Origin of the sequence: Pseudomonas sp. 1928-m (assembly GCF_029269135.1) — a bacterium.
Lineage (GTDB): Bacteria > Pseudomonadota > Gammaproteobacteria > Pseudomonadales > Pseudomonadaceae > Aquipseudomonas.
This window is the reverse complement of the sequence record NZ_JARIXO010000001.1, coordinates 788,121-812,159: the sequence shown is the minus strand read 5'-3', so window position 1 is coordinate 812,159 and position 24,039 is coordinate 788,121. Positions and strand designations below refer to the sequence as shown.

Below are 24,039 nucleotides of genomic sequence, written 5' to 3'. Positions count from 1 at the left end.
GCTATTCAACCTCGACCGGGTCGCTGACCAGGCGATCCAGCGCCTCGATCACCGGGCGCGGCTTGAGCTGGCCCAGGCAGTTGTAATGGCCGAAACGGCAGGTGCGGTCGAAGCACGGGCTGCATTCCAGCCCCAGCCGGACGATTTCCACCTGTTCGGCCAGCGGCGGGGTAAAGCCTGGCGAGGTCGAACCGTAGACCGCCACCAGCGGGCGATTCAGCGCTGCCGCCACATGCATCAGGCCAGAGTCGTTGGACACCACAGCGCCGGCGCAGGACAGCAGGTCGATGGCTTCGGCCAGGCTGGTTTCGCCTGCCAGGTTCACCGCCTCCTCGCGCAGGCCGGGGATCAGCCGGCTGCGAATATCTTCGCCGACCGGATGATCGTTCTTCGAGCCGAAAATCCACACCTGCCAGCCGGCGCGGATCTTCAGCTCGGCGACCTTGGCGTAATGCTCGCTCGGCCAGCGCTTGGCTTCACCGAACTCAGCCCCCGGACACAGCGCCAGCACCGGACGATCCAGGCTCAGGACGAACTTGGCCAGGGCGGCGTCGCGGCTCTGCGAGTCGATCTGCAAGGCTGGACGCGGATAGGGCTGCGGCAGCTCACTACCCGGCTCGAAGGCCAGCGCCATAAAGCGCTCGATCATCAGCGGGTAGCGTTCTTTGTCCAGAGTGCGGATATCGTTGAGCAGGCCGTAGCGCAGCTCGCCCTTCCAGCCGGTGCGCTTGGGGATACCGGCGAAAAACGGCACCAGCGCGGACTTCAGCGAGTTGGGCAGGAGAATCGCCTGGTCGTACTGGCCGGCCAGGGATTTGCCGATCTTGCGCCGCGTCGCCAGTTCGAGCACGCCATGACCGAGCGGAAAGCTCAGGGCCGCGCGCACTTCGGGCATGCGTTCGAGAATCGGCCGACTCCACTCGGGGGCCAGTACATCGATTGCACAGCCGGGGTGACGCTGCTGCAGACACTGAAACAGTGTCTGCGCCATCACCATGTCACCCACCCAGCTGGGGCCTACGATCAGTATTTTCATGCCACTTCCAGAAACGACCAAGGAGGCTTTCGCCTCCCGGACAGACTCAACGCTCGACTATCAGCCTAGCCTGCGGGCCGAATGCAGCAGCATCCAGCCCATGCGAGGCAGTTATTTGACCAGCGTACGCCACTCAGCGTGGGCATCGGTTTTACCCGTCACCAGATCAAAATAAGCGGTTTGCAGCTTCTCGGTGATCGGCCCACGGCGGCCTGCGCCGATCTGCCGGCCATCGACTTCACGGATCGGCGTGACTTCGGCGGCGGTGCCAGTGAAGAAGGCTTCATCGGCGATATACACCTCATCGCGGGTGATGCGCTTCTCGACCACTTCCAGGCCATGCTCGGCGGCCAGGGTCAGAATGGTATTGCGGGTGATGCCGTTCAGGCAGGAGGTCACTTCTGGGGTGTAGATCACGCCGTTCTTGACCAGGAAGATATTCTCGCCCGAGCCTTCGGCCACGTAGCCTTCCGGGTCCAGCAACATGGCCTCGTCGGCGCCACCGGAGATGGCTTCCTGCAGGGCCAGCATCGAGTTGATGTAGTTGCCGTTGGCCTTGGCGCGGGTCATCGAGATGTTGACGTGGTGGCGGGTAAAGGAGCTGGTACGCACCTTGATGCCAACCTGCAGGGCTTCGTCGCCCATATAGGCGCCCCAGCTCCAGGCCGCGACGATCACCTGGGTTTTCAGGCCACTGGCGCGCAGGCCCATGGCTTCAGATCCGTAGAACACCATCGGGCGGATGTAAGCGCTTTCCAGGTTGTTCTCACGCACGGCGGCGCGGGTGGCTTCGTTGATTTCGTCTTTGCTGAACGGAATCTTCATGCCCATGATGTGGGCCGAGTCGAACAGGCGGTCGGTGTGCGCTTGCAGGCGGAAGATCGCCGTGCCTTGCGGGGTGTTGTAGGCGCGTACGCCTTCAAACACACCCATGCCGTAGTGCAGGGTATGGGTCAGCACGTGGGTGGTCGCGTTGCGCCACGGCACCAGCTCGCCGTCATACCAGATCACGCCATCACGATCGGCCATCGACATAGTTGCCTGCTCCTCACATTCGATTGGTACAGCATTTGGCCGGCCACCTTAAGCGCCCGACCGCTTCAAATTCAGTTCAAACCCAGTTCCTGCCAAATGCGCATCACCGTGCGCCGCTCTTCGGCGAACTGATCACCGCTGACCACCCCAGGCTGCTTTTGCAGGGCCTGACGGTGGGCCGCCGAGCGGTAGGCCTTGTAGATATCCTGCAGCAAGCGGGCATCTTCGCCCGGTAGCAAGCCAACCCGCTCCAGCCCTTCCAGAATGCGAATATTGTCAGTGAACTCAAGCAATTCCGGGTACTGGCGCGACCAGGCCAGGGCCGCGTATTGCACCATAAATTCAATATCGACGATACCTCCGGCGTCCTGCTTGAGGTCGAACGGCGCGGTGGCCTCGAAGGCATTCGCCGCGGTGCCGGCCGCCGTGGCCTTGCTGCCGAGGTTGTCGCGCATCTTGGCGCGCATCTCGCTGACCTCAGTGCGCAGCGTGGCTAGGTCGCGCTCACGCCCCAACACCCCGGCACGCACCGCCTCAAACGCCTTGCCAACCCGCACACAACCGACCAGCACCCGCGCGCGCACCAGCGCCTGATGCTCCCAGGTCCAGGCTTCGCCCTGCTGGTAACGCTCGAAGGCACCCAGCGAGCTGACCAGTAGACCTGCCGCACCGGACGGGCGCAGCCGCATGTCGACTTCGTAGAGCTGGCCGGAATTGGTTTGGGTGGTCAGCAGGTGAATGATGCGCTGGCCCAGGCGATTGAAGAACTGCGCGCCGTCGATGGATTTTTCGCCATCGGTTTCCGCATGCGGGTCACCATCGTGGATAAACACCAGATCGAGGTCCGAACCATGGCCCAGCTCGATGCCACCAACCTTGCCGTAACCGACGATGACGAAGTCCGGATCACAGATGCTGCCGTCAGGGCGGCGCGGCGCGCCGTATTTGCTCACCGTATGGCGCCAAGCCAGAGCCAGCACCTGATCGAGAATCGCCTCGGCCAGCCAGGTCAGGTAGTCGCTGACCTTCATCAGCGGCAGGGTGCCGGCAATTTCCGAGGCGGCCACACGCAGGCGATGCGCCAGCTTGAAGTGACGCAGCGCTTCCATCTGCTGCTCAAGATCTTCCTCGGGAATGCGCATCAGGCGTTCGCGCAACTCGGCGGCCAGTTCCGGTGCCAGTGGCGGCTTAAACAAACGCCCTTCATTAAGTAGCTCATCGAGCAGCAGCGGGAAGCGGGTGATCTGCTCGGCAATCCACGGGCTGGCTGCGCACAGGGTCAGCAGACGCTGCAGCGCGCTGGGGTTTTCCGTGAGCAGCACCAGATAGGCCGAACGTCGCGCCACCGCTTCGATCAGCGGCAGCACACGCTCCAGCACCAGGTCGGGATTTTCATGCTCCACCGCTTGCGCCAGCAGGCGCGGGATAAAGGCATCCAGACGTTCACGACCGAGGCGCTGCATGGCGCGCACCTGGTTGCCGTTGCGCAGCCCTGCCAAGCGCTGCCAAGCCGATTGCGGCTCGGCAAAGCCGGCCTCGGCCAGCTGCCGGCACGCGGCCTCTTCGTCCTGCACATCCTCCCAGAGCGGCAACCACTCGCAGCCCACGGCCTCTTCGACCGGCTCGCCACCTTCCTCTTCATCGGGATCGGCGATCACCTGGCGGAAGTGCCAGTCCACTCGGCCACGCCAGTGCATCAGCTGCTCGTGGAACGCCTGCCAACTGTCGAAGCCCATGATAAAGGCCACACGCGCACGGTCCTGATCGGTGTCCGGAAGCATCTGCGTCTGCCGGTCATCGATAGCCTGCAGCGCATGCTCGGCATACCGCAGGAAGGCATAACCATCGCGCAACTCATCGGTCACCGCCGGCGGCAGGTAACCCTGATCGCGCAGGGTATTCAGCACGGCAAACAGCGAGCGCTGCTGCAGGCTGAGGTCGCGACCGCCGTGAATCAACTGGAAGGCCTGAGCGATAAACTCCACTTCGCGGATGCCGCCAGAACCCAGCTTGATGTTCTCGGCCATGCCCTTGCGCCGCACTTCCTGCTGGATCAGCTGCTTCATCGCACGCAGCGCTTCAATCGCCGAGAAATCCAGATAACGCCGGTAAACGAAGGGCCGCAGCATCTCTAGCAGTTGCGCGCCGGCGGTTTGGTCACCACCGACCACCCGCGCCTTGATCATCGCGTAGCGTTCCCAGTCGCGGCCCTGGTCCTGGTAGTACTGCTCCAGCGCGTTGAAGCTGAACACCAGCGAGCCGGAGGAACCGTAAGGGCGCAGGCGCATATCGGTGCGGAAGACGAAGCCGTCGACAGTGATCACGTCCAGCGCCTTGATCAGCTTCTGGCCGAGACGGATAAAGAATTCCTGATTATCCAGCGGGCGCTTCACCCCTTCGGTTTCGCCGCCTTCGGGGTAGCCGAAGATCAGGTCGATATCCGAGGACAGGTTCAGTTCATGAGCGCCCAGCTTGCCCATGCCGAGGATGACCATATGCTGCGCCTGGCCGCTGCGCCGGCCGATGGGGGTGCCGAACTGCATGCAGTGCCGTGGGTAGAGCCACTGATAGGCCAGATCGATACAGGCATCGGCCAGATCGGAAAGGTCGCGGCAGGTTTCGATCAAATCCGCCTGACGACTGATATCGCGCCAGATGATGCGCAATTGCTGGCGGTTGCGGTAACGCCGCAAGCGCCGCCCCAGCTCGTCGTCATCGGCGCACTCTTCCAGCACCTGCGCCAATTGCCCGCGCAGCTCGCCCGCCGCCAGACTGCGTTCCAGCTCACCACTGGCGGCCAGATCCAGCAACATCTGCGGGTCACGCAGGCCCTGCTGCACCACGAAATCACTGGCGGCGCCCACCCGCTGCAACGCCTCCAGTCGCGCGCTCGGCCAACCTGCGAAAGCCGCGGCCGCCTCACTGGAGAGCCCGGCAAATGCGTGCTGCAGGGACTGTTCGGCGCGCAGTGCGAGGGGGGACAAGGCAGCAGGCAAAGAGGCCAGCGCGGGCAGGCTCATGGTCTATCCTTTTTAGCGGTCTGCCAGTGCAGCGACCATGGATGGCACCACCCACGCTAGAGCGGGTCGAATCACTGGCAGAAAAATAATTGTAGTTTTACTACCAAAGATTGTATCCAAAAGGCTGAAATCGGCGTCGGAATGTAGTAAAACTACACGCAGCCGGTCCTACCCCCGGTCAATCCAAGAATTCACGCGGCCACTCACGAAGTCGGCCACGAAACCTGGCCTCCGATTCTGGAAGCCTTTCCGCCCTGGAGCAAGCCATGCAAGACCTCGATCCCGTCGAAACCCAGGAATGGCTGGACGCCCTTGAGTCCGTCCTCGATAACGAGGGTGAAGACCGCGCACATTACCTGATGACCCGTATGGGCGAGCTGGCCACCCGCAGTGGTTCACAGCTGCCGTATGCGATCACCACGCCTTACCGCAACACCATCCCGCTGACCCACGAAGCACGCATGCCTGGCGACCTGTTTATGGAACGCCGCATTCGCTCGCTGGTGCGCTGGAACGCGTTGGCCATGGTCATGCGCACTAACCTGAAAGACTCGGATCTGGGCGGCCACATCTCCAGCTTCGCCTCCTCGGCGACCCTGTATGACATCGGCTTCAACTACTTCTTCCAGGCGCCTACCGAGGAGCACGGCGGCGACCTGATCTTCTTCCAGGGCCACGCATCGCCCGGCGTTTATGCCCGCGCCTTTATGGAAGGCCGCATCACTGAAGACCAGATGAACAACTTCCGTCAGGAAGTCGATGGCAAGGGCCTGTCGTCCTATCCGCACCCCTGGCTGATGCCGGACTTCTGGCAGTTCCCGACTGTTTCCATGGGCCTGGGCCCGATTCAGGCGATCTACCAGGCGCGCTTTATGAAGTACCTGGAAGCCCGCGGCTTTATCCCGGCCGGCAAGCAGAAGGTCTGGTGCTTTATGGGCGACGGCGAGTGCGACGAGCCGGAATCCCTCGGCGCGATCTCCCTGGCTGGCCGCGAGAAGCTGGACAACCTGATCTTCGTCATCAACTGCAATCTGCAGCGCCTCGACGGCCCAGTGCGCGGTAACGGCAAGATCATCCAGGAACTCGAAGGCGTGTTCCGTGGCGGTGGCTGGAACGTCAACAAAGTCGTGTGGGGCCGTTTCTGGGACCCACTGCTGGCCAAGGACGTCGACGGCATCCTGCAGCGTCGTATGGACGAAGTCATCGACGGCGAATACCAGAACTACAAGGCCAAGGACGGCGCGTTCGTCCGCGAGCACTTCTTCAATTCGCCGGAACTCAAGGCGATGGTTGCCGATCTGTCCGACGACGAGATCTGGAAGCTCAACCGTGGCGGCCACGACCCGTACAAGGTCTACGCGGCCTATCACCAGGCGGTCAACCACAAAGAGCAGCCGACCGTAATCCTGGCCAAGACCGTCAAGGGTTATGGCACCGGCGCCGGTGAAGCGAAGAACACCGCGCACAACACCAAGAAGGTCGATGTCGACAGCCTCAAGCAGTTCCGCGACCGCTTCGACATCCCGGTTAAAGACGACGAGCTGGAAAACCTGCCATTCCTCAAGCCGGAAGAAGGCAGTGCCGAAGCCCGTTACCTGAGCGAGCGCCGCGCCGCCCTCGGTGGTTTCGTGCCACAGCGCCGCGCCAAGAGCTTCAGCATCCCAACGCCGCCGCTGGATACCCTCAAGGCCATCCTCGACGGCTCGGGCGACCGTGAAATCTCCACCACCATGGCCTTCGTGCGCATCCTCGCGCAGCTGGTCAAGGACAAGGACATCGGCTCACGCATCGTCCCGATCATCCCGGACGAAGCGCGTACCTTCGGCATGGAAGGCATGTTCCGTCAGCTTGGCATCTACTCCTCGGTCGGCCAGCTCTATGAGCCGGTGGATAAAGACCAGGTGATGTTCTACCGCGAGGACAAGAAGGGCCAGATTCTCGAAGAAGGCATCAACGAGGCCGGCGCCATGTCGTCGTTCATTGCAGCCGGTACTTCGTACAGCAGCCATAACCAGCCGATGCTGCCGTTCTACATCTTCTATTCGATGTTCGGCTTCCAGCGCATTGGCGACCTGGCCTGGGCCGCTGGCGACAGCCGCACCCGAGGCTTTTTGATCGGCGGCACCGCCGGCCGTACCACGCTGAACGGCGAAGGCCTGCAGCACGAGGACGGCCACAGCCACATGCTGGCGGCGACCATCCCCAACTGCCGCACCTATGATCCGACCTACGGCTACGAGCTGGCGGTGATCATCCAGGACGGCATGAAGAAGATGACCGAGCAGCAACAGGACGTCTTCTACTACATCACCGTGATGAACGAGTCGTACCAGCAGCCGGCCATGCCGGCGGGTGTCGAGGACGGCATCATCAAGGGCATGTACCTGCTCGAAGAGGACAAGAAGGAAGCCGCGCACCACGTGCAGCTCCTCGGCTCCGGCACCATCCTGCGTGAAGTACGCGAGGCGGCGAAGATCCTGCGTGACGAGTTCAACGTTGCTGCAGACGTATGGAGCGTTACCAGCTTCAACGAACTGCGCCGTGATGGCCTGGCCGTGGAACGCAGCAACCGCCTGCACCCGGGCCAGAAACCCAAGCAGACCTACGTGGAAGAGTGCCTGAGCGGCCGCAAAGGCCCGGTCATTGCTTCCACCGACTATATGAAGCTGTTCGCCGAACAGATTCGCCAGTGGGTGCCGAGCAAGGAATTCAAGGTGCTGGGCACCGACGGCTTCGGCCGCAGCGACAGCCGTAAGAAGCTGCGCCACTTCTTCGAAGTGGACCGCAACTGGGTTGTCCTGGCGGCCCTGGAAGCACTCGCCGACCGTGGTGATATCGAACCTAAGGTGGTGGCCGAAGCCATCGTCAAGTTCGGCATCAACCCGGAAAAACTCAACCCACTGGACTGCTAAGGAGCGAAACGATGAGTGAATTGATTCGCGTACCCGACATCGGTGGTGGTGAGGGTGAAGTAATCGAACTGATGGTCAAGGTCGGTGATCGCATCGAGGCCGATCAGAGCGTGCTGACCCTGGAGTCGGACAAGGCCAGCATGGAAATCCCCGCGCCGAAAGGCGGCGTGGTGAAAAGCCTTAAAGTAAAGCTGGGCGACCGCCTGAAAGAAGGCGACGAACTGTTTGAGCTGGAAGCCGAAGGCGCTGCCCAAGCACCAGCGGCGCCTGCCGCAGCACCGGCAGAAGCACCTAAAGCAGCTGCTCCCGCTCCGGCCGCCGCACCTGCGCCAACCGCGCAGGCCAGCAGCAGCGTGCAGGACGTGCATGTGCCGGACATCGGCTCGGACGGCAAAGCCAAGGTCATCGAGATCCTGATCAAGGTCGGCGATAGCGTCGAAGCCGATCAGTCGCTGATCACCCTGGAGTCGGACAAGGCCAGCATGGAAATCCCCTCGCCGGCTGCCGGCGTGGTGGAAAGCATCAGCGTCAAACTGGAAGACGAAGTCGGCACCGGTGATTTCATCCTCAAGCTGAAAGTCGCCGGCGCCGCTGCGGCACCAGCACCGGCCGCTGCGGCCGCACCTGCAGCCGCCAGTGATGTGCACAAGGTTCCGGCCGGCGCGCACCCGGCGGTCGCTGCCGAAGTGGGTGCGATTGCCTCGTTGGCCGCTGCTGCCGCCAACGTTGCCGCCGCGCCCAAGCGTGACGGTGCCAAGGTGCATGCGGGGCCAGCGGTACGTCTGCTGGCGCGCGAGTTTGGTGTCGAGTTGTCCGCCGTACCGGGTACCGGGCCGAAAGGTCGCGTGCTCAAAGAGGACGTACAGGCTTACGTCAAAGCAATGATGCAGAAGGCCAAGGAAGCACCGGCTGCCGGTGCAACCGGTGGTGCTGGCATCCCGCCGATCCCGGTGGTGGACTTCAGCAAGTTTGGTGAAATCGAAGAAGTGGCGATGACCCGCCTGATGCAGGTCGGCGCCAACAACCTGCATCGCAGCTGGCTCAACGTACCGCACGTGACCCAGTTCGATTCGGCCGATATCACCGAGCTGGAAGCCTTCCGCGTCGCGCAAAAAGCCGTGGCGGAAAAGGCTGGGGTCAAACTCACCGTGCTGCCACTGCTGCTCAAGGCCTGCGCCTTCCTGCTCAAGGAACTGCCGGACTTCAACAGCTCACTGGCGCCGAGCGGCAAAGCCATCATCCGCAAGAAATACGTGCACATCGGCTTTGCCGTGGACACCCCGGATGGCCTGCTGGTACCGGTAATCAAGAACGTCGATCAGAAGAGCCTGCTGCAGCTGGCTGCCGAAGCCGCCGCGCTGGCGGAGAAGGCACGCACCAAGAAGCTGTCGGCGGATGACATGCAGGGCGCCTGCTTCACCATCTCCAGCCTCGGCCACATTGGCGGCACCGGCTTTACGCCGATCGTCAATGCGCCGGAAGTGGCGATTCTCGGTGTCAGCAAGGCGACCATCCAGCCGGTCTGGGATGGCAAGGCGTTCCAGCCCAAGCTGATGCTGCCGCTGTCGCTGTCCTACGACCACCGGGTGATCAACGGCGCCGCTGCGGCGCGCTTCACCAAGCGCCTGGGTGACGTACTGGCGGACATCCGCACCATGCTGCTGTAACGCATCAACTTTCGAGCAGCCACGCTCGTATCCTCGACCCCGCCCCTTTAGGCGGGGTTTTTTCAGGGTTTGGCTACGATCTGCTGCGCGTCGGCTAAACGACGTTGAAAACGGCCTCGGCAAGCCGCTTACGGCTAACGCGCTTTAGCGCGATCCGAAGGGCGAGTGCAGCGAGTAATGCTCATTTACAACCCGTAAACTCCGCTTCCTCGGCCGCTTTCGCCGCCGTTTATCTCTAGCTCGCGAGCTCGTAAACAGACTCACAACTCAAAAACAGCAGCCGAAAAAACTCAGCCCTTCTGCAGATTACGAATCAGAAAGCTCAGGGCCTTGGCCAGTTCGGCGGCGCCCTTGTGATCACGCACGATGGTCAGCATTGGGCTGCCGTCGTTGGGGTTGTGCAGCACGCAACTGATGCCGTTGGTCGGGCATTCGTAACGCACGAAAGGGTCGACGCCAAATAGCGGTACGCGCTGGTTGCGCACGGCAATATCGGTGCCCTGCTTGCCACGGGTTTCTTCACGCAGCAGCAGCTCGCCGGACTCGCCCTGACGCAGCTGATAAAGCAGGTCCTGACGCTGCGCCTGGCCGACCTGATAAGCGGCGCGCAGGGCGTAGGTTTTTAGCAGATCATTGCAGTGCGCCAACAACGCCTGGCGGTCACTCTGGGTTAGATAAAGGCGTTTCAGTTCGAGCAGATAATTGCCTTGTTCGGCACTGCTCAAACCCGTGTCAGGCTCAGCGGCGAATACCGTTGAGGTGGCCATACAGCTGCTCAGCAGCACTGCGGATATTAGTTTTCTTGTCAGTCGCAATTGCATGATGCACCCTTACCCGACGCTATAAATGAAGTGAGTCGATTGCCGCTTCGATCAGCATACTGGAAGCCAGCCTCCGAATGAAAAGCCATCCCGATGCCGCGAGTCGTTTAGCGGCCGAGGTTGTGACGCAGTTGCCAGTGCCTTCGCGCCTTGGCTTGCTGCGTTTCGAGCGCTTGAATGAAGCCAGCTGGGCTCTGCTGTACCTCGATTCGGGCTGTGAACAACAGTTTGGTCTGCCCGCTCACGAACTCTGCTCCCTGCTCGATGCCCCCTACGCCAGCCTGATGGAACCCGCGGTGCGTCATCAGCTGCACGACAACATTGCGCAGCAACTGGCCGACCGACGGCACTACAGCGTGCAGTACTGCCTGCACACCCCGCGCGGCAGCCTGACTCTGATGGAGGTGGGCGAAGCCTTCAAGCAACGCGGCCGCCATCTGCTACGCGGCTATCTGCTGGTGATGAACGAGCAGAGCGCTGCTTCACCGCAAACCCTTGAGCTGTATGAGCGCAGTCAGGCCGAACTGCAGGCGCAGCAGCAACGCACGCAGGCCCAGCAACAGTTGATCGTGACCCTCGCGCGCCATCATTACGGCGACAGCGACCCCTTGCGTGAAGCCGCCGAACTGATCAGCAAAAGCGCCTGCGAGCTGTATGGCGTCAGCCGCGTCGGCATCTGGAACCTCAATCAACATGTGCTGCAAGCGGTGGCCCTGTACCAACAGGACCAGGGCCGGCATGTCGCCCAGGACGATATCGACGCCAGCCCCTACCCCGCCTACCTGCAGGCGCTGCACAGCGGCCGCGCGCTGGACGCGCATGATGCCCACCAGGACCCGCGCACCTGCGAGCTGAGCAGCAGCTACCTGCAGCCCATGGGCATCACCGCCATGCTTGATGCCAGCATCCGCATCGCCGGTGAAGTGGTGGGCGTACTGTGCCTGGAACATATCGGCGCGCCGCGCACCTGGCAGGCCGACGAAATCGCCTTTGCCGGCGAGCTGGCCGACCAGTACGCCCAGGTGTTGACCAATCAGCAACGGCGCTCCGCGACCAATGCCCTGTACCTGTTCCAGCGCGCCGTTGAGCAGAGTTCCAGCGCCTTTATCCTGCTCGACCGCGATGGCCTGGTGGAGTACGTCAACCCAAGCTTTACCGCCATCACCCTGTACAGCGCCAGCGAAGTGCAGGGCCGCCGCCTGTCCGAAATCCCCGCCCTGGAAAACCTCAGCGACCTGCTGTTCGACGCCCGCTCCAGCCTGGCCGAACACAACAGCTGGCAGGGTGAATTCAAGAGCCGACGGAAGAACCTCGACCCCTACTGGGGCCAGCTGTCGCTGTCCAAAGTGCATGCCGACGACGGCAGCCTGACCCATTACATCGGCATCTACGAAGACGTTACCGCGAGCAAGCAGGCGCAGCAGCATATCGAGCGCCTGGCGTTTCGCGACAACCTCACCGGGCTGGGCAACCGCTACGCCTTTATCCGTTCGCTGGAAGATCACTTCAGCGCGCACCCCGGCAAGCCGATCAGCCTGCTGCTGGTGGATATCGACAACTTCAAGCGGATCAACGACAGCCTTGGCCACCAGACCGGCGACAAACTGCTGGTCAGCCTGGCGCGCCGTCTGCGCAACACCCTGCATCCCAGCAGCGTGCTGGCGCGCTTTGCCAGCAACGAATTCGCCGTGCTGCTCGAAGCCAATCAGGCCGACAGCCAGCTGGTGGCGCAGAAGCTGCTGCACACCCTGGACAAGCCGCTGTTTGTCGACAACCAGCTGATCAGCGTCACCGGCTCCATCGGCCTGGGCTGCGCCCCCGAGCATGGCGACGACCCGCAAACCCTGATGAAGCACACCGGCCTGGCCCTGCACAAAGCCAAGGCCAACGGCAAAAATCAGCTGCAGGTGTTTACCGATGTGCTGAATGCCGAGGCGCACTACAAGCTGTTCGTCGAGAGCAACCTGCGCCGCGCGCTGATGCAGAACGAGCTGGAGGTCTTCTACCAGCCCAAACTGTGCCTGAAGAGCGGCCGCCTGCTGGGCCTGGAAGCGCTGCTGCGTTGGCACCACCCGGACAAGGGCATGATCAGCCCGGACAAATTTATCAGCGTGGCGGAAGAAACCGGGTTGATCATCCCCATCGGCAAATGGGTCACCCGCCAGGCCTGCCGCATGAGCAAGCAGCTGATCGCCATCGGCTACACGCCGCTGCAGATGGCCATCAACCTGTCGCCCAAACAGTTCTCCGACCCGGATCTGGTTGGCGAGATCGCCGCCATCCTCCACGAAGAACAGCTCGACCCGGCCCTGCTCGAGCTGGAGCTGACCGAAAGCCTGCTGCTGGAAGCCACCGACGACACCCGCCACCAGCTCAGCCGCCTGAAGAGCCTGGGCCTGACCCTGGCCATGGACGACTTCGGCACCGGCTATTCCTCGCTCAGCTACCTGAAGAAATTCCCCATCGACGTGATCAAGATTGATCGCAGCTTTATCAAGGACATCCCGGAGAATCAGGACGACATGGAGATCACCTCCGCGGTGATCGCCATGGCGCACAACCTGAAGCTCAAGGTGGTGGCCGAGGGTATCGAGACGGCCGCGCAGCTGAATTTTCTCCGCCGCCAGCAATGCGATATCGGCCAGGGCTACCTGTTCGACAAACCCATCGCCAGCCGCGACCTGCTGGAAAGCCTCAAGCGCTATCCAAACCGAGGCTAGCTGTAACAAGCTCGCCCTTTGACGGTCTATGACACACATGCTTCTGCTGAGGAAATGGCTCATGGTTCTGCGTTCGCAAATTCTCGCTCACAAACTCGAACTGCCCAGCGCCGAGCAAGCCCTGCCTGGCCGCGCCGAAGCCATGCAGGTGCCAACTGCGCACTTCGTTAACGGCAACGCGCTGCAAGGGCCATTTCCAGCAGGCCTTGAGCAGGCGGTGTTCGCCATGGGCTGTTTCTGGGGCGCCGAACGGCGCTTCTGGCAGCAGCCGGGCGTGTGGAGCACGGCGGTCGGCTATGCCGGCGGCCATACGCCAAATCCGACCTATGACGAAACCTGCTCGGGCCTGACCGGCCACACCGAGGTGGTGCTGGTAGTGTTTGATCCACAGGTCACCAGCTACGCCGCACTGCTGAAAGTGTTCTGGGAGGCGCACAACCCAACCCAGGGCATGCGCCAGGGTAACGACATGGGCAGCCAGTACCGTTCGGCGATTTACTGCTACGGCGCTGAACAGCTGGCGGCAGCAAAGAGCACGCAGGCGCAGTTCCAGGCGGAATTGAGCAAGGCCGGTTTCGGCGCTATCACCACCGAGGTGCGCGAGGCTCCGCCCTTCTACTACGCTGAGGCCTATCACCAGCAGTACTTGGCGAAGAACCCCGGCGGCTATTGCGGCCTGGGCGGCACGGGAACCTGCCTGCCGGACTGATAGAGAGGGGATAGCACGATGGAACTCAGCAGCCTGACCAATCAGGTGTCGACCCAGGCAGCGGCTCAGGCCTCTGCCCTGGCCTCACTGCTGTTGCTGCGTAAGACCCTGGAACTGCAGGCTGCCAGCATCGGCGGCCTGGTTGAGGCCGCCACGCCGGCCAGCGCGCCGAACAATCCGCCCAATCTGGGCAATAGCGTCGACGTGGTGGTTTAGCCCGCTATATCCGCCGTCGCACTAGCCCCGGTAACCGCTTCCGCCTTCCAGCTTTTCAACAGTTTGCCGACCTTGTAACCGCGCCAGCCAAGCATGCGCGAGGCAGTCAGCACGCCAGCCATCAGCGCGCCGCCCACCCCGGCAGTCACCGTATCGGCCCCGGTCAGGTACAGGCCCTTGATCGGCGTCTGGCTGTGAATCCAGTGCTGCTCGAAGCGTTGTACGGTGTGGTCGATGCCGTAGATCTCGCCCTGCTCATTCCACTGATACCACTCGGTGGACAGCGGCGTACCCAGCTCGCAGAAATCCAATGCACCGCGCAATTGCGGCTGATGCTGGTAGAGGGTTTCCAGCAACTGCGCAGTCAGCTCGGCCTTGAACGCCTCGTAGTCGGCGCCGCGCTTGCCCCAGGTCGTGCCCTTCCACTGAGCGAACCACTGCGGCTGGGTCGGCGCGACGATTTCCACCGTGGCCTTGTTGGGGTAATGCGCATCCCACGCCGGGTCCTTGGCCGAGGGGAAGCTGATATAGATCAGCGGCATCGCCGGATTTTGCCCGGCCATAAAGCTGCTGACGTTGTGGTCGTGGTTGTGGGTCGGGTAAACCCAGTAGTTGGTCTTTGGCAGCTTCAGCTCGGCGGCGCTGCCCTTGAAACCGGCGTACAGGCACAGGGTGGCGGCCGACAATTTGACCTTGGGCAGCTGCTCCAGCAGGCCATATTCGCTGGCCACCTGATGGTCGAGCAGGCGGGTATAAGTCGGCACCAGGCCGGCGCAGCTGACAATCTGTGGCGCACGAATCTCAAAACCGTCTTTCTGCATGCGTACGCCGACCGCACGCCCCTTCTCCACCAGAATCTTATCGACCCCGGCATAGGTGAACACCTGGCCGCCCGCCGCCTCGATCACCGGGATAATGGTCTCTGAGATTTTTGTCGCGCCGCCCACCGGGTAGTTGCCGCCGGTGATGTAGTGCTTGGCCACCATCGCATGCATAACGAAGGCGGCCTCGGCAGGCGGCAGTCCGTAATCACCCCACTGCGCGGTGAGTACGCCGATCAGTTCTTGATTGTCGGTCAGGCCTTCGAGCACTTCGCGGGTGGTTTTGAAGAAGTAGTCCGGTAGCCACAACCGGCGCAGTTTGCTGTACAGCATGCCCAACGAGCGTGGCAGGGCTTGCCCGGCGAAGAAGCGCGGCACCTTGGCGCTGACCTCGCTAAGCAGGTCGACATAGCGCTCCAGCACCGCAGCCTCATTGGGGAAGTGGCGCGCCATCTCCGCCTTGAATTCCTCGCGCCCGGCCACGTAGTCGTAGGTCTGCTCGCCAATCACGATGCGGTCGTAGTGCGCATCCATCGGCGCCCACTCCAGCTTGCCGTCGCTGATCACATCGAACACCCGGCGGATCGCCGACCAGGGTTTGTGCACCTCGCCGATGTAATGCACGCCCACATCCCACTCGTAGCCTTCGCGCTCATAGCTGTGGGTGTAGCCGCCGGCAGTGTAATGCTGCTCCAGTACGCACACGCGCTTGCCAAGCTTGGCCAGCAGCGCGGCGGTGGTCAGGCCGCCGATGCCGGAGCCAATGATGATGGCGTCGTAATCACCCTGAACCAGGCGCGGACGGAAGCGGGTACCAGTGCGTTTCATGGAGAGCTCCTGCGTTATTCTTGTTATGCAATTTTTTGCATACTAGACAGCGATTGGAGTCGATGCAACTTTTTGCATAATCCGTATACTGCGGCGCACCTCAATAGCAGCCGGTGAAACCCGCCTATGTCGCTCAAGCACGCCATCCTTATCCTCCTGGAAAGCGAACCCGGCAGCGGCTACGACCTGCTCAAGCGCTTCAAGGATGGCCTCGGCTATTTCTGGAACGCCAAGCACCAGCAGGTCTACCTGGAGCTGAAAAAGCTCAGTGAAGCCGGCTGGCTGGAATTCGAGGCGCAGGCCCAGGACACCCGTCCGGACAAGAAGAACTACCGCCTGACCCCGGCTGGACACGCCGAGCTGCTGCGCTGGCTGGGCGAGCCAGTGCAGCCGAACAAGATCAACGATGCGCTGCTGGTCAAACTCTATGCCGGTGCGCATACCTCGCTGGATAACCTGCGCGAAGAAATGCAGCGCCATATAGCCGTGCACCGTAAGACCCTGGACAGCCTGCTCAGCATCGAACGCGACTACCAAGCCCTGCCGGATGAACAACGCAAGACGCTGCGCCTGCCCTACCTGACCCTGCGTCGCGGCATTCTCGGTGAGCAGTCCTGGCTGGCCTGGGCGGATGAGGTTGAACAGGAACTGCGGAAAAACTAAGCGCAGCAGAACTCACTGCAGATTACTGCTAGCTCAAAGGCAAACCGCTAGACTGCAAGCCAATAGCCACCAGTGCCGATACCCGCATGCCTGCGACCTCCGCCTACATATCCCCCGAACAGCTGTGCGTCGGCCTGTATATCCAGCTCGAACTGGCCTGGTGGGAACACAACTTTGCCTTTAGCAACTTCAAGATCAAGGATGAAGCGCAGATCAAGGCCTTGCGCGCTCTGGGCCTGGAGCGCCTGCGCTATGACCCGGCGCGCAGCGATTGCCCGCCGCTGGACGCCAGCCCGGCTCCGCTTGCGGCCGAACCCGTAGCCGCACCAGCGCCCAGCCCGGCCGAACAGGCCAGCCTGGCCCGCGCGGAAAAGCTCAAGGCGCTGCGCAAACGCCTGGCCGAGGTGGACCGCAAGTTCGTTCAGGCCAGCCAACAGGTCAAGACACTTAACCAGACCCTGCGCAGCCGCCCGGAAGACGCCATCAAGCAGGCCGGCGAGATTGTCGGCGCGATGGTCGAAACCCTGCTCGGCGGCAGCGGCGTAGTGCTGCACAGCATCAATAGCAAGGCCGCCGAAGACAGCTATTTCCACTCATTGAACGTCACCGTGCTGGCCCTGCTGCTCGGCCGCCAACTTGGCCTGGACAGCGAGGACTGCCATATCCTCGGCCTCGGCGCGTTGCTGCACGATGTCGGCAAGCTGGAAGTGCCAAGCAAGGTGCTGCTGAAAAGCGAGCCACTGACCCGCCCGGAACAACAGCTGCTGCAACTGCATTGCGAGTTCGGCCTGCGCATGGGCCAGAAGCTGATGCTCGACGACGAGGTGCTGCGCATCATTAACGAGCACCACGAGTACTGCGACGGCAGCGGCTACCCACGCCAGCTGCGCGAGGCCGCCATCGGCCGCCTCAGCCGTCTGGTGTGCATCGCCAACCAGTTCGACAACCTGTGTAATCCGCTCAACCCGCGCGATGGCCTCAGCCCGCACGAGGCCCTGGCGCTGATGTTCAAGCAATACAATGCGCGCTTCGACGCGGTGGCGCTGAAAGCCTTTATCCGCTGCATGGGGGTGTATCCACCGGGCTGCCTGGTGCAGCTGGATGACCAGCGATACGCCCTGGTCTTGGGGATGAACCCAAGCCTGCCGCTGAAACCGACGCTGGTGGTCTACGATGCCGAAGTGCCCAAGAACGAGGCGCTGATCATCGACCTGGAACAGGAAACACGCCTCGGCATTGCCAGCAGCCTGCGCCCGGCGCAGCTGCCGCGCGAGGCGCTGGAGTACCTCAACCCGCGCCAGCAGCTGAGCTACTTTGTTGAACCGAGCAAAGGTCGCTAGCCCGCGCTGCCTTCCTCAATCAGCCAATCCAGGCGCCAGCCGCCCTGGCTTTGCCCAAGCAGGTCGGCGAGCCATGGCAGGATCTGCTTGAGTTCGTCTTCCAGCCCCCATGGCGGGTTGCTGATCACCAGGCCGGAGCCATTCAAGCGTACCGCTTCGTCGGTGGGGTGCACATACAGTTCGACGCGCAGCAGCTTGGGCGCCTTGCTCTTTTGCAGGTCACTGTAGAAACGCCGCAGCTGGCGCAGGTCCTTGATCGGATACCAGATTGCCACCACCGCCTGACGCATGCGGCTGATGGCTTCGCTCAACGACTGAGCGCAGCGTTCCATTTCATCGGCCTGCTCGAACGGCGGGTCGATCAACAGCAGCGCGCGCTTCTCGCGGGTTGGCAGCAGGGCGCGCGGCACATACCAGCCCTCGCCGAGGTGCACCGCCACACGGCGGTCGCCGTGCATGTTTTCCTTGAGCAGGCGACCGTCTTCCGGGTGCTTCTCGTTCAGGTGCAGGCGGTCTTGCTCGCGGGTCAGCAGACGGGCCAGCTCCGGTGAGCCGGGGTAATGACGCAGCTCCCCATCCGGGTTCATCGCCCGAATCACTTCCAGATAATCCAGCAGCGGGTCCGGTACGTCGGTGGCCTGCCACAGCCGGGCGATGCCTTCCAGCCACTCACCCGTGCGGCTGGCTTGATCGCCGCGCAGGTCATACAGGCCGATACCCGCATGGCTGTCGAGGTAGGCGAACGGCGCCTCCTTGCGTGACAACAGAGCAATCAGGCGAGTGAGGACGTAGTGTTTCAGCACATCGGCATGGTTGCCGGCATGGAAGGCGTGGCGGTAGTTCATTGGGCGGGCTCCTGTGGCCGGGCAGTTTACCAGTTTGCCAGGCGCTGGATGGATCAGTACGGTGGCCACTGATCCGTCTGGCAAAAGAGAACCAACATGTCATTGCAAGAGCTATTGGGCATTGAGCTACCGCTGATCCAGGCCCCCATGGCGGGCGTGCAGCTGCATGGGTTGGCCGCTGCCGTATCCAACGCCGGCGCGCTGGGTTCGCTGCCCTGCGCCATGCTCGACGCCGCCGGCTTGCGCAAGGAGCTGCTGGCGCTGAATGAAAAAACCCACAAGCCCTATAACCTGAATTTCTTTTGCCACACCCCGCCAAACATCGACGGCACACGCGAAGCCGCCTGGCGCGAGGCGCTGAGTCCGTACTACCGCGAGTTCGGTATTGATCCTGCGGCGATTGCCAGCGGTCCCGGCCGCCTGCCGTTCAGTGCCGAGATGGCCGATCTGCTCGATGAGTTCAAACCCGCCGTGGTGAGCTTTCACTTTGGCCTGCCATCGGCTGAACTGTTGGCGCGCGTAAAAGCGTGCGGGGCCACGGTGCTCAGCTCGGCGACCACGGTTGAAGAGGCGTTGTGGCTCGAGGCCAATGGCGCTGACGCGATCATCGCCCAGGGCCTGGAAGCCGGCGGCCATCGCGGCATGTTCCTCACCGATGAGTTGAGCAGCCAGCTCGGCACCTTCGCCCTGCTGCCGCAGATCGTCCAGGCGGTGCGCGTACCGGTGATTGCCGCCGGCGGCATCGCCGAGGCCCAAGGCGTACGCGCCGCCATGGCCCTCGGCGCGGCGGGGGTGCAGGTCGGCACCGCGTACCTGTGCTGTGATGAAGCCAGCACCAGCGCCATTCACCGCGCCGCCCTGCACAGCCCGGCAGCACAGCACACGGCCCTGACCAACCTGTTCAGCGGCCGCCCGGCGCGTGGCATCGTCAACCGGGTGATGCGCGAATTGGGGCCAATCAGCATGCAGGCACCGGCCTTCCCGCTGGCCACTGCAGCCATTGCGCCGTTGCGCAGCAAGGCTGAAAGCCTGCGCAGCGGTGATTTCTCGCCGCTGTGGGCGGGGCAAAATGTCAGCGGTTGCAAGAATATCGGCGCCGCTGAGCTAACCCGCGAGCTGGCCCAGGGCTTTGCCGGGTAAACAGCAGAGCCCGGCTAAAAACACTAGGCAGCGACCGGACGCGATCAATCCCCTCGCCCTCCGGGGAGAGGGTTAGGGAGAGGGGATACCTGGCCGATGTGCGGTGTTTTCAGCCCTCTCCCCCAGCCCCTCTCCCGTAAATGGGAGAGAGGAGCAATGAGCATGGTCCTATGGTCAGGCTTATCAGGGCGACCCGACCCGGCCCAACGCCCCGTTATCACGCTTATTAATAGTGCTGGGAGCGGCGCACGCGCCTGCTTAGACTCGTTGCATCGTAACCGGAGGTACACCCATGTCCGAGTCCCTGCTCAGTTCCCGCAACCTGGCCTTCGAGCTTTACGAAGTGCTGGACGCCGAAGGCCTGACCCAGCGCGAGCGTTTCGCCGAGCACAGTCGCGAAACCTTTGACGCGGCCATCGACACCGCCCGCAGCATCGCGGAAAACCTGTTCGCCCCGCACAACCGCAAGAATGACGAACACGAGCCGGAGTATGTCGACGGCGCAGCGGTGCTGATTCCCGAGGTGAAACCGGCGGTGGATGCCTTCCTCGAAGCGGGCTTCCTCAACGCCACCCGCGAATTCGACGTCGGCGGCATGCAGCTGCCCAACCTGCTGTCGCAGGCCTGCTTCGCCCACTTCCAGTCGGCCAACGCGGCGACTACGTCCTACCCGTTCCTGACCATGGGCGCGGCCAACCTGATCGAAACCTTCGGCAACGACGAGCAGAAGCAGCGCTTTCTGCAGCCGATGATCGACGGCCGCTTCTTCGGCACCATGGCCCTGACCGAGCCGCATGCCGGTTCCTCGCTGTCAGACATCCGCACCCGCGCCGAGCCGGCCGAAGACGGCACTTACCGGCTTAAGGGCAACAAGATCTTTATCTCCGGTGGCGACCATCCGCTGTCGGAAAACATCGTGCATATGGTGCTGGCCAAGCTGCCGGACGCCCCAGCCGGGGTAAAAGGTATTTCGCTGTTTATCGTGCCGAAGTTTCTGGTTAACGCTGACGGCAGCCTGGGTACGCGCAACGACGTGGTGCTGGCCGGGCTGTTCCACAAGATGGGTTGGCGCGGCACCACCTCCACCGCGCTGAACTTCGGTGATAACGGCGACTGCGTCGGCTATCTGGTGGGCAAGCCGCACCACGGCCTGGCCTATATGTTCCAGATGATGAACGAGGCGCGCATCGGCGTCGGCATGGGTGCGGTGATGCTCGGCTACGCCGGCTACCTGTACTCGCTCGACTACGCCCGCCAGCGCCCGCAAGGTCGCCTGCCGGATGGCAAGGACCCGACCTCCAACCAGGTGGCGATCATCGAGCATGCCGATGTGCGGCGCATGCTGCTGACCCAGAAAGCTTATGTAGAAGGCGCTTTCGATCTCGGCCTGTACGCCGCGCGGCTGTTCGACGACACCCAGACCCTGGCGACTGAAGACGAACGCCGTATCGCCCTGGAGCTGCTCGATCTGCTTACCCCGATCGTCAAATCCTGGCCCTCGGAGTTCTGCCTCAAGGCCAACGAGCTGGCCATCCAGATTCTCGGTGGCCATGGCTACACCCGCGATTACCCGGTGGAGCAGTACTACCGCGACAACCGCCTCAACCCGATCCATGAGGGCACCCACGGCATCCAGTCCCTCGACCTGCTCGGGCGCAAGGTCTCGATGAACGGCGGCGCAGCGCTCAAACAGCTGCTCAAGCTGATCCACGGCACCTGCCAGCGCGCCGAAGCTCACGCCTCGCTGACCGCCCTGCGCCAGCCGCTGGAGCAACTGCTGGCACGCCTGCAAACGGTGACCCTGGCACTGCTGGGCGATCTGATGAGCGGCAAGGTCAACCAGGGCCTGGCCAACTCGGCGCTGTACCTGAAAGTCTTTGGCCACACCGTGATTGGCTGGCGCTGGCTGGAGCAGGCGATTCGCGCCGAAGAAGGCCTGGCGCGCGGCAACGCCGCCGATGCCGACTTCTATCAGGGCAAGCTACAGGCCGCGCGCTACTTCCTGACCTGGGAAGTGCCGAGCTGCCACCACGACCTGGCCATCCTCGAAGCCCGCGACGATACCTGTCTGGGTATGCAGGACGCCTGGTTCTAAGAACCTGCATACGATCTGCTGCGCGTCGGCCCTGCGGCGTTAAAAACAGGCTCGGCAAGCCGCTTGCGGCTAACGCGCTTTAGCGCGATCCGAAGGGCGAGTGAAACGAGTAATGCTCATGTACAACTCGTACACTCGTGTGCGAGCCCAGTACGCTTCCTCGCCGCTTTGACCAGCCGGAGGCTGTTACTAACGTAGCGCCTTGCATGGCTCTAGCTCGCAAGATCGTAAACAGGTTCTGTACGCATAGCATGCTGTTACAAGACGCCCGGCCGATGCCGGGCGTTTTTTTTGAGCGTTGCTCGAAGGCAGCGGTTAGAATCGCTGGCACGCGCCATGCATAGTGGCACGCTCACCAACCCGCACGGAGTACGCGCCTTGGATGCCAGCACCATCAATAATCTGTTTTTGATCGGTGCAATGCTGGTGGCCATGAGCATTCTGGTCAGCGCCTTCGGTTCGCGTTTCGGCATCCCGATTCTGGTGATCTTTCTCGCTGTCGGCATGCTCGCCGGCACCGACGGCCCTGGCGGCATCATCTTCAATAACTATCCGCTGGCCTACCTGGTCGGCAACCTGGCGCTGGCCATCATCCTCCTCGATGGCGGCATGCGTACGCGGGTCTCCAGCTTTCGTGTGGCCTTGTGGCCCTCGTTGTCCCTGGCCACGCTGGGCGTGCTGCTGACCGCCGGGTTAACCGGTGTCGCGGCGGCCTGGCTGTTCGACCTGACCTGGATGGAAGGCCTGCTGATCGGCGCCATCGTCGGCTCCACCGATGCGGCTGCGGTATTCAGCCTGCTCGGCGGGCGCGGCCTTAACGAACGGGTCAGCGCCACCCTGGAAATCGAATCCGGCAGCAACGACCCGATGGCGGTGTTCCTCACCGTTACCCTCATCGCCATGCTCGCCAGCGGCCAGGACGGCATGAGCTGGAGCCTGCTGGTGCAGCTGCTGCAGCAGTTCGGCATCGGCGCGCTGTTCGGCCTCGGTGGCGGCTGGCTGCTGCTCAACCTGATCAACCGCATGGAACTGGCCAACGGCCTGTATCCGTTGCTGGTGGTCAGCGGCGGCCTGATCATCTTTGCCATCACCACCGCCGTCGGCGGCAGCGGCATTCTGTCGATCTACCTGTGCGGCCTGCTGCTGGGCAACCGACCGATCCGCTCGCGCCACGGCATCCTGCATATGCTCGACGGCCTGACCTGGCTGGCGCAGATCGGCATGTTCCTGGTCCTTGGCCTGCTGGTCACCCCCCACGAGCTGCTGCCCATTGCCCTGCCGGCGCTGGGCCTGGCGCTGTGGATGATCCTGTTTGCCCGGCCGCTGTCGGTATTTCTCGGCCTGCTGCCCTTCAAAGCGTTCCATGACCGCGAGCGCGCCTTTATCGCCTGGGTCGGCCTGCGCGGCGCGGTGCCGATTATTCTCGCGGTGTTCCCGCTGATGGCCGGCCTGCCGAATGCCCAGCTGTTCTTCAACGTGGCGTTCTTTATCGTGCTGGTCTCGCTGCTGCTGCAGGGCACCAGCCTGCCGTTTGCCGCCAAATTGCTGCGCGTCACCGTACCGCCGGAGCCGGCGCCCATTTCCCGCGCGGGGCTGGACGTACACCCGACCAGCCAGTGGGAGCTGTTTATCTACCGTCTCGGGGCGGAAAAATGGTGCATCGGCGCGCCGTTGCGCGAGCTGAAGATGCCCGAAGGCACGCGCATCGCCGCACTGTTCCGTGGCAAGGAGCTGCTGCACCCCTCCGGCAGCACCACCCTGGATGCCGGTGACCTGCTCTGCGTGGTCGGCCATGAACACGACCTGCCCGCCCTTGGCAAACTGTTCAGCCAAGCGCCCACACGCGGCCAGGACCTGCGCTTCTTCGGTGATTTCGTGCTGGAAGGCGATGCCGAACTGGCCGCCATTGCCGCCCTCTACGGCCTGAAACTGGAAGGCGCCGAAGGCCAGCTGCACCTGGGTCGCTTTATTGCCCACAAGATTGGCGGCTCGCCAGTTATCGGCGACCAGGTGGAATGGCAAGGCCTCACCTGGACAGTGGCCGCCATGGAAGGGAACAAGATCCGCAAGGTCGGCGTCAGATTCCCCGAAGGCAGTCGCCCAGGCCCTGGGCTCTTCCTTTAAGCGCCGGGTTACGCGCCAGCGCTGTTGCGTTAAAAAGCGCAGCACAA

General features: G+C 62.7%; 16 protein-coding genes. 10 read left to right on the top strand and 6 right to left on the bottom strand.

The annotated features are described in order from the left end of the window. Position 1 precedes the first annotated feature (1 nt). The 3 genes from waaF to glnE all read right to left on the bottom strand — a co-directional run bounded on the left by waaF (position 2) and on the right by glnE (position 5,091). Positions 2-1,036 (bottom strand): lipopolysaccharide heptosyltransferase II, encoded by a 1,035-nt coding sequence (gene waaF / locus P3C18_RS03595; RefSeq protein WP_275960504.1) that lies wholly within the window; start codon positions 1,034-1,036, stop codon positions 2-4. A 111-nt stretch (positions 1,037-1,147) separates the two neighbouring features. Continuing rightward, positions 1,148-2,071 carry a branched-chain-amino-acid transaminase gene (ilvE, locus tag P3C18_RS03590; protein WP_090249834.1) on the bottom strand — a complete coding sequence of 308 codons (924 nt, stop codon included), beginning with the start codon at positions 2,069-2,071 and terminating at the stop codon, positions 1,148-1,150. Between the two features lie 71 nt (positions 2,072-2,142). Next, entirely contained in the window at positions 2,143-5,091 is a 2,949-nt protein-coding gene (gene glnE, locus P3C18_RS03585; protein ID WP_275960503.1) for a bifunctional [glutamate--ammonia ligase]-adenylyl-L-tyrosine phosphorylase/[glutamate--ammonia-ligase] adenylyltransferase, read from the bottom strand. A 266-nt stretch (positions 5,092-5,357) separates the two neighbouring features. On the opposite strand from glnE, the gene aceE reads away from it, so the two are divergent. Both aceE and aceF read left to right on the top strand, forming a co-directional pair. Next, positions 5,358-8,003 carry a pyruvate dehydrogenase (acetyl-transferring), homodimeric type gene (gene aceE, locus P3C18_RS03580; RefSeq protein WP_275960502.1) on the top strand — a complete coding sequence of 882 codons (2,646 nt, stop codon included), beginning with the start codon at positions 5,358-5,360 and terminating at the stop codon, positions 8,001-8,003. Between the two features lie 11 nt (positions 8,004-8,014). Continuing rightward, positions 8,015-9,670: a dihydrolipoyllysine-residue acetyltransferase gene (gene aceF / locus P3C18_RS03575; protein ID WP_275960501.1), complete on the top strand. Its 1,656-nt coding sequence runs from the start codon at positions 8,015-8,017 to the stop codon at positions 9,668-9,670. 290 nt (positions 9,671-9,960) lie between these two features. Here aceF and P3C18_RS03570 read toward each other — a convergent pair whose 3' ends face one another. Further along, entirely contained in the window at positions 9,961-10,437 is a 477-nt protein-coding gene (locus tag P3C18_RS03570) for a hypothetical protein (protein WP_275960500.1), read from the bottom strand. A 131-nt stretch (positions 10,438-10,568) separates the two neighbouring features. On the opposite strand from P3C18_RS03570, the gene P3C18_RS03565 reads away from it, so the two are divergent. From P3C18_RS03565 to P3C18_RS03555, 3 genes are all read left to right on the top strand, one after another. Beyond that, complete coding sequence (locus P3C18_RS03565; protein WP_275960499.1) at positions 10,569-13,211, top strand: EAL domain-containing protein; 2,643 nt, start codon at positions 10,569-10,571, stop codon at positions 13,209-13,211. A 61-nt stretch (positions 13,212-13,272) separates the two neighbouring features. Beyond that, complete coding sequence (gene msrA / locus P3C18_RS03560; RefSeq protein WP_275960498.1) at positions 13,273-13,920, top strand: peptide-methionine (S)-S-oxide reductase MsrA; 648 nt, start codon at positions 13,273-13,275, stop codon at positions 13,918-13,920. Between the two features lie 18 nt (positions 13,921-13,938). Further along, the gene (locus tag P3C18_RS03555) at positions 13,939-14,136 is read left to right on the top strand and encodes a putative motility protein (protein ID WP_275960497.1); all 198 of its coding nucleotides are present in this window, start codon (positions 13,939-13,941) and stop codon (positions 14,134-14,136) included. On the opposite strand, the gene P3C18_RS03550 is transcribed toward P3C18_RS03555, so the two are convergent. Next, positions 14,133-15,785, bottom strand: a complete 1,653-nt coding sequence (locus tag P3C18_RS03550; protein ID WP_275960496.1) for an NAD(P)/FAD-dependent oxidoreductase — start codon at positions 15,783-15,785, stop codon at positions 14,133-14,135. The genes P3C18_RS03555 and P3C18_RS03550 overlap by 4 nt on opposite strands. A 126-nt stretch (positions 15,786-15,911) precedes the next feature. On the opposite strand from P3C18_RS03550, the gene P3C18_RS03545 reads away from it, so the two are divergent. Together P3C18_RS03545 and P3C18_RS03540 are read left to right on the top strand one after the other, a co-directional pair. After that, entirely contained in the window at positions 15,912-16,448 is a 537-nt protein-coding gene (locus P3C18_RS03545) for a PadR family transcriptional regulator (RefSeq protein WP_275960495.1), read from the top strand. Positions 16,449-16,534: 86 nt separating this feature from the next. Then, the gene (locus P3C18_RS03540) at positions 16,535-17,788 is read left to right on the top strand and encodes an HD-GYP domain-containing protein (protein WP_275960494.1); all 1,254 of its coding nucleotides are present in this window, start codon (positions 16,535-16,537) and stop codon (positions 17,786-17,788) included. Here P3C18_RS03540 and P3C18_RS03535 read toward each other — a convergent pair. Continuing rightward, the gene (locus P3C18_RS03535) at positions 17,785-18,633 is read right to left on the bottom strand and encodes a 23S rRNA (adenine(2030)-N(6))-methyltransferase RlmJ (protein ID WP_275960493.1); all 849 of its coding nucleotides are present in this window, start codon (positions 18,631-18,633) and stop codon (positions 17,785-17,787) included. The genes P3C18_RS03540 and P3C18_RS03535 overlap by 4 nt on opposite strands. A 96-nt stretch (positions 18,634-18,729) precedes the next feature. Between P3C18_RS03535 and P3C18_RS03530 the strand changes: the two genes are divergently transcribed. The 3 genes from P3C18_RS03530 to P3C18_RS03520 all read left to right on the top strand — a co-directional run bounded on the left by P3C18_RS03530 (position 18,730) and on the right by P3C18_RS03520 (position 23,992). After that, complete coding sequence (locus P3C18_RS03530; protein WP_275960492.1) at positions 18,730-19,773, top strand: nitronate monooxygenase; 1,044 nt, start codon at positions 18,730-18,732, stop codon at positions 19,771-19,773. Between the two features lie 292 nt (positions 19,774-20,065). Continuing rightward, positions 20,066-21,868 carry an acyl-CoA dehydrogenase gene (locus P3C18_RS03525; protein WP_275960491.1) on the top strand — a complete coding sequence of 601 codons (1,803 nt, stop codon included), beginning with the start codon at positions 20,066-20,068 and terminating at the stop codon, positions 21,866-21,868. A gap of 378 nt (positions 21,869-22,246) precedes the next feature. After that, on the top strand, positions 22,247-23,992 hold the full coding sequence (locus P3C18_RS03520; RefSeq protein ID WP_275960489.1) for a potassium/proton antiporter: 1,746 nt from the start codon (positions 22,247-22,249) through the stop codon (positions 23,990-23,992). Positions 23,993-24,039: the final 47 nt, after the last annotated feature.

Coding starts and splice junctions, on each gene's coding strand:
- waaF (WP_275960504.1), bottom strand. CDS start 1,036: ATGAAAATACTGATCGTAGGCCCCAGCTGGGTGGGTGACATGGTGATG.
- ilvE (WP_090249834.1), bottom strand. CDS start 2,071: ATGTCGATGGCCGATCGTGATGGCGTGATCTGGTATGACGGCGAGCTG.
- glnE (WP_275960503.1), bottom strand. CDS start 5,091: ATGAGCCTGCCCGCGCTGGCCTCTTTGCCTGCTGCCTTGTCCCCCCTC.
- aceE (WP_275960502.1), top strand. CDS start 5,358: ATGCAAGACCTCGATCCCGTCGAAACCCAGGAATGGCTGGACGCCCTT.
- aceF (WP_275960501.1), top strand. CDS start 8,015: ATGAGTGAATTGATTCGCGTACCCGACATCGGTGGTGGTGAGGGTGAA.
- P3C18_RS03570 (WP_275960500.1), bottom strand. CDS start 10,437: ATGGCCACCTCAACGGTATTCGCCGCTGAGCCTGACACGGGTTTGAGC.
- P3C18_RS03565 (WP_275960499.1), top strand. CDS start 10,569: ATGAAAAGCCATCCCGATGCCGCGAGTCGTTTAGCGGCCGAGGTTGTG.
- msrA (WP_275960498.1), top strand. CDS start 13,273: ATGGTTCTGCGTTCGCAAATTCTCGCTCACAAACTCGAACTGCCCAGC.
- P3C18_RS03555 (WP_275960497.1), top strand. CDS start 13,939: ATGGAACTCAGCAGCCTGACCAATCAGGTGTCGACCCAGGCAGCGGCT.
- P3C18_RS03550 (WP_275960496.1), bottom strand. CDS start 15,785: ATGAAACGCACTGGTACCCGCTTCCGTCCGCGCCTGGTTCAGGGTGAT.
- P3C18_RS03545 (WP_275960495.1), top strand. CDS start 15,912: ATGTCGCTCAAGCACGCCATCCTTATCCTCCTGGAAAGCGAACCCGGC.
- P3C18_RS03540 (WP_275960494.1), top strand. CDS start 16,535: ATGCCTGCGACCTCCGCCTACATATCCCCCGAACAGCTGTGCGTCGGC.
- P3C18_RS03535 (WP_275960493.1), bottom strand. CDS start 18,633: ATGAACTACCGCCACGCCTTCCATGCCGGCAACCATGCCGATGTGCTG.
- P3C18_RS03530 (WP_275960492.1), top strand. CDS start 18,730: ATGTCATTGCAAGAGCTATTGGGCATTGAGCTACCGCTGATCCAGGCC.
- P3C18_RS03525 (WP_275960491.1), top strand. CDS start 20,066: ATGTCCGAGTCCCTGCTCAGTTCCCGCAACCTGGCCTTCGAGCTTTAC.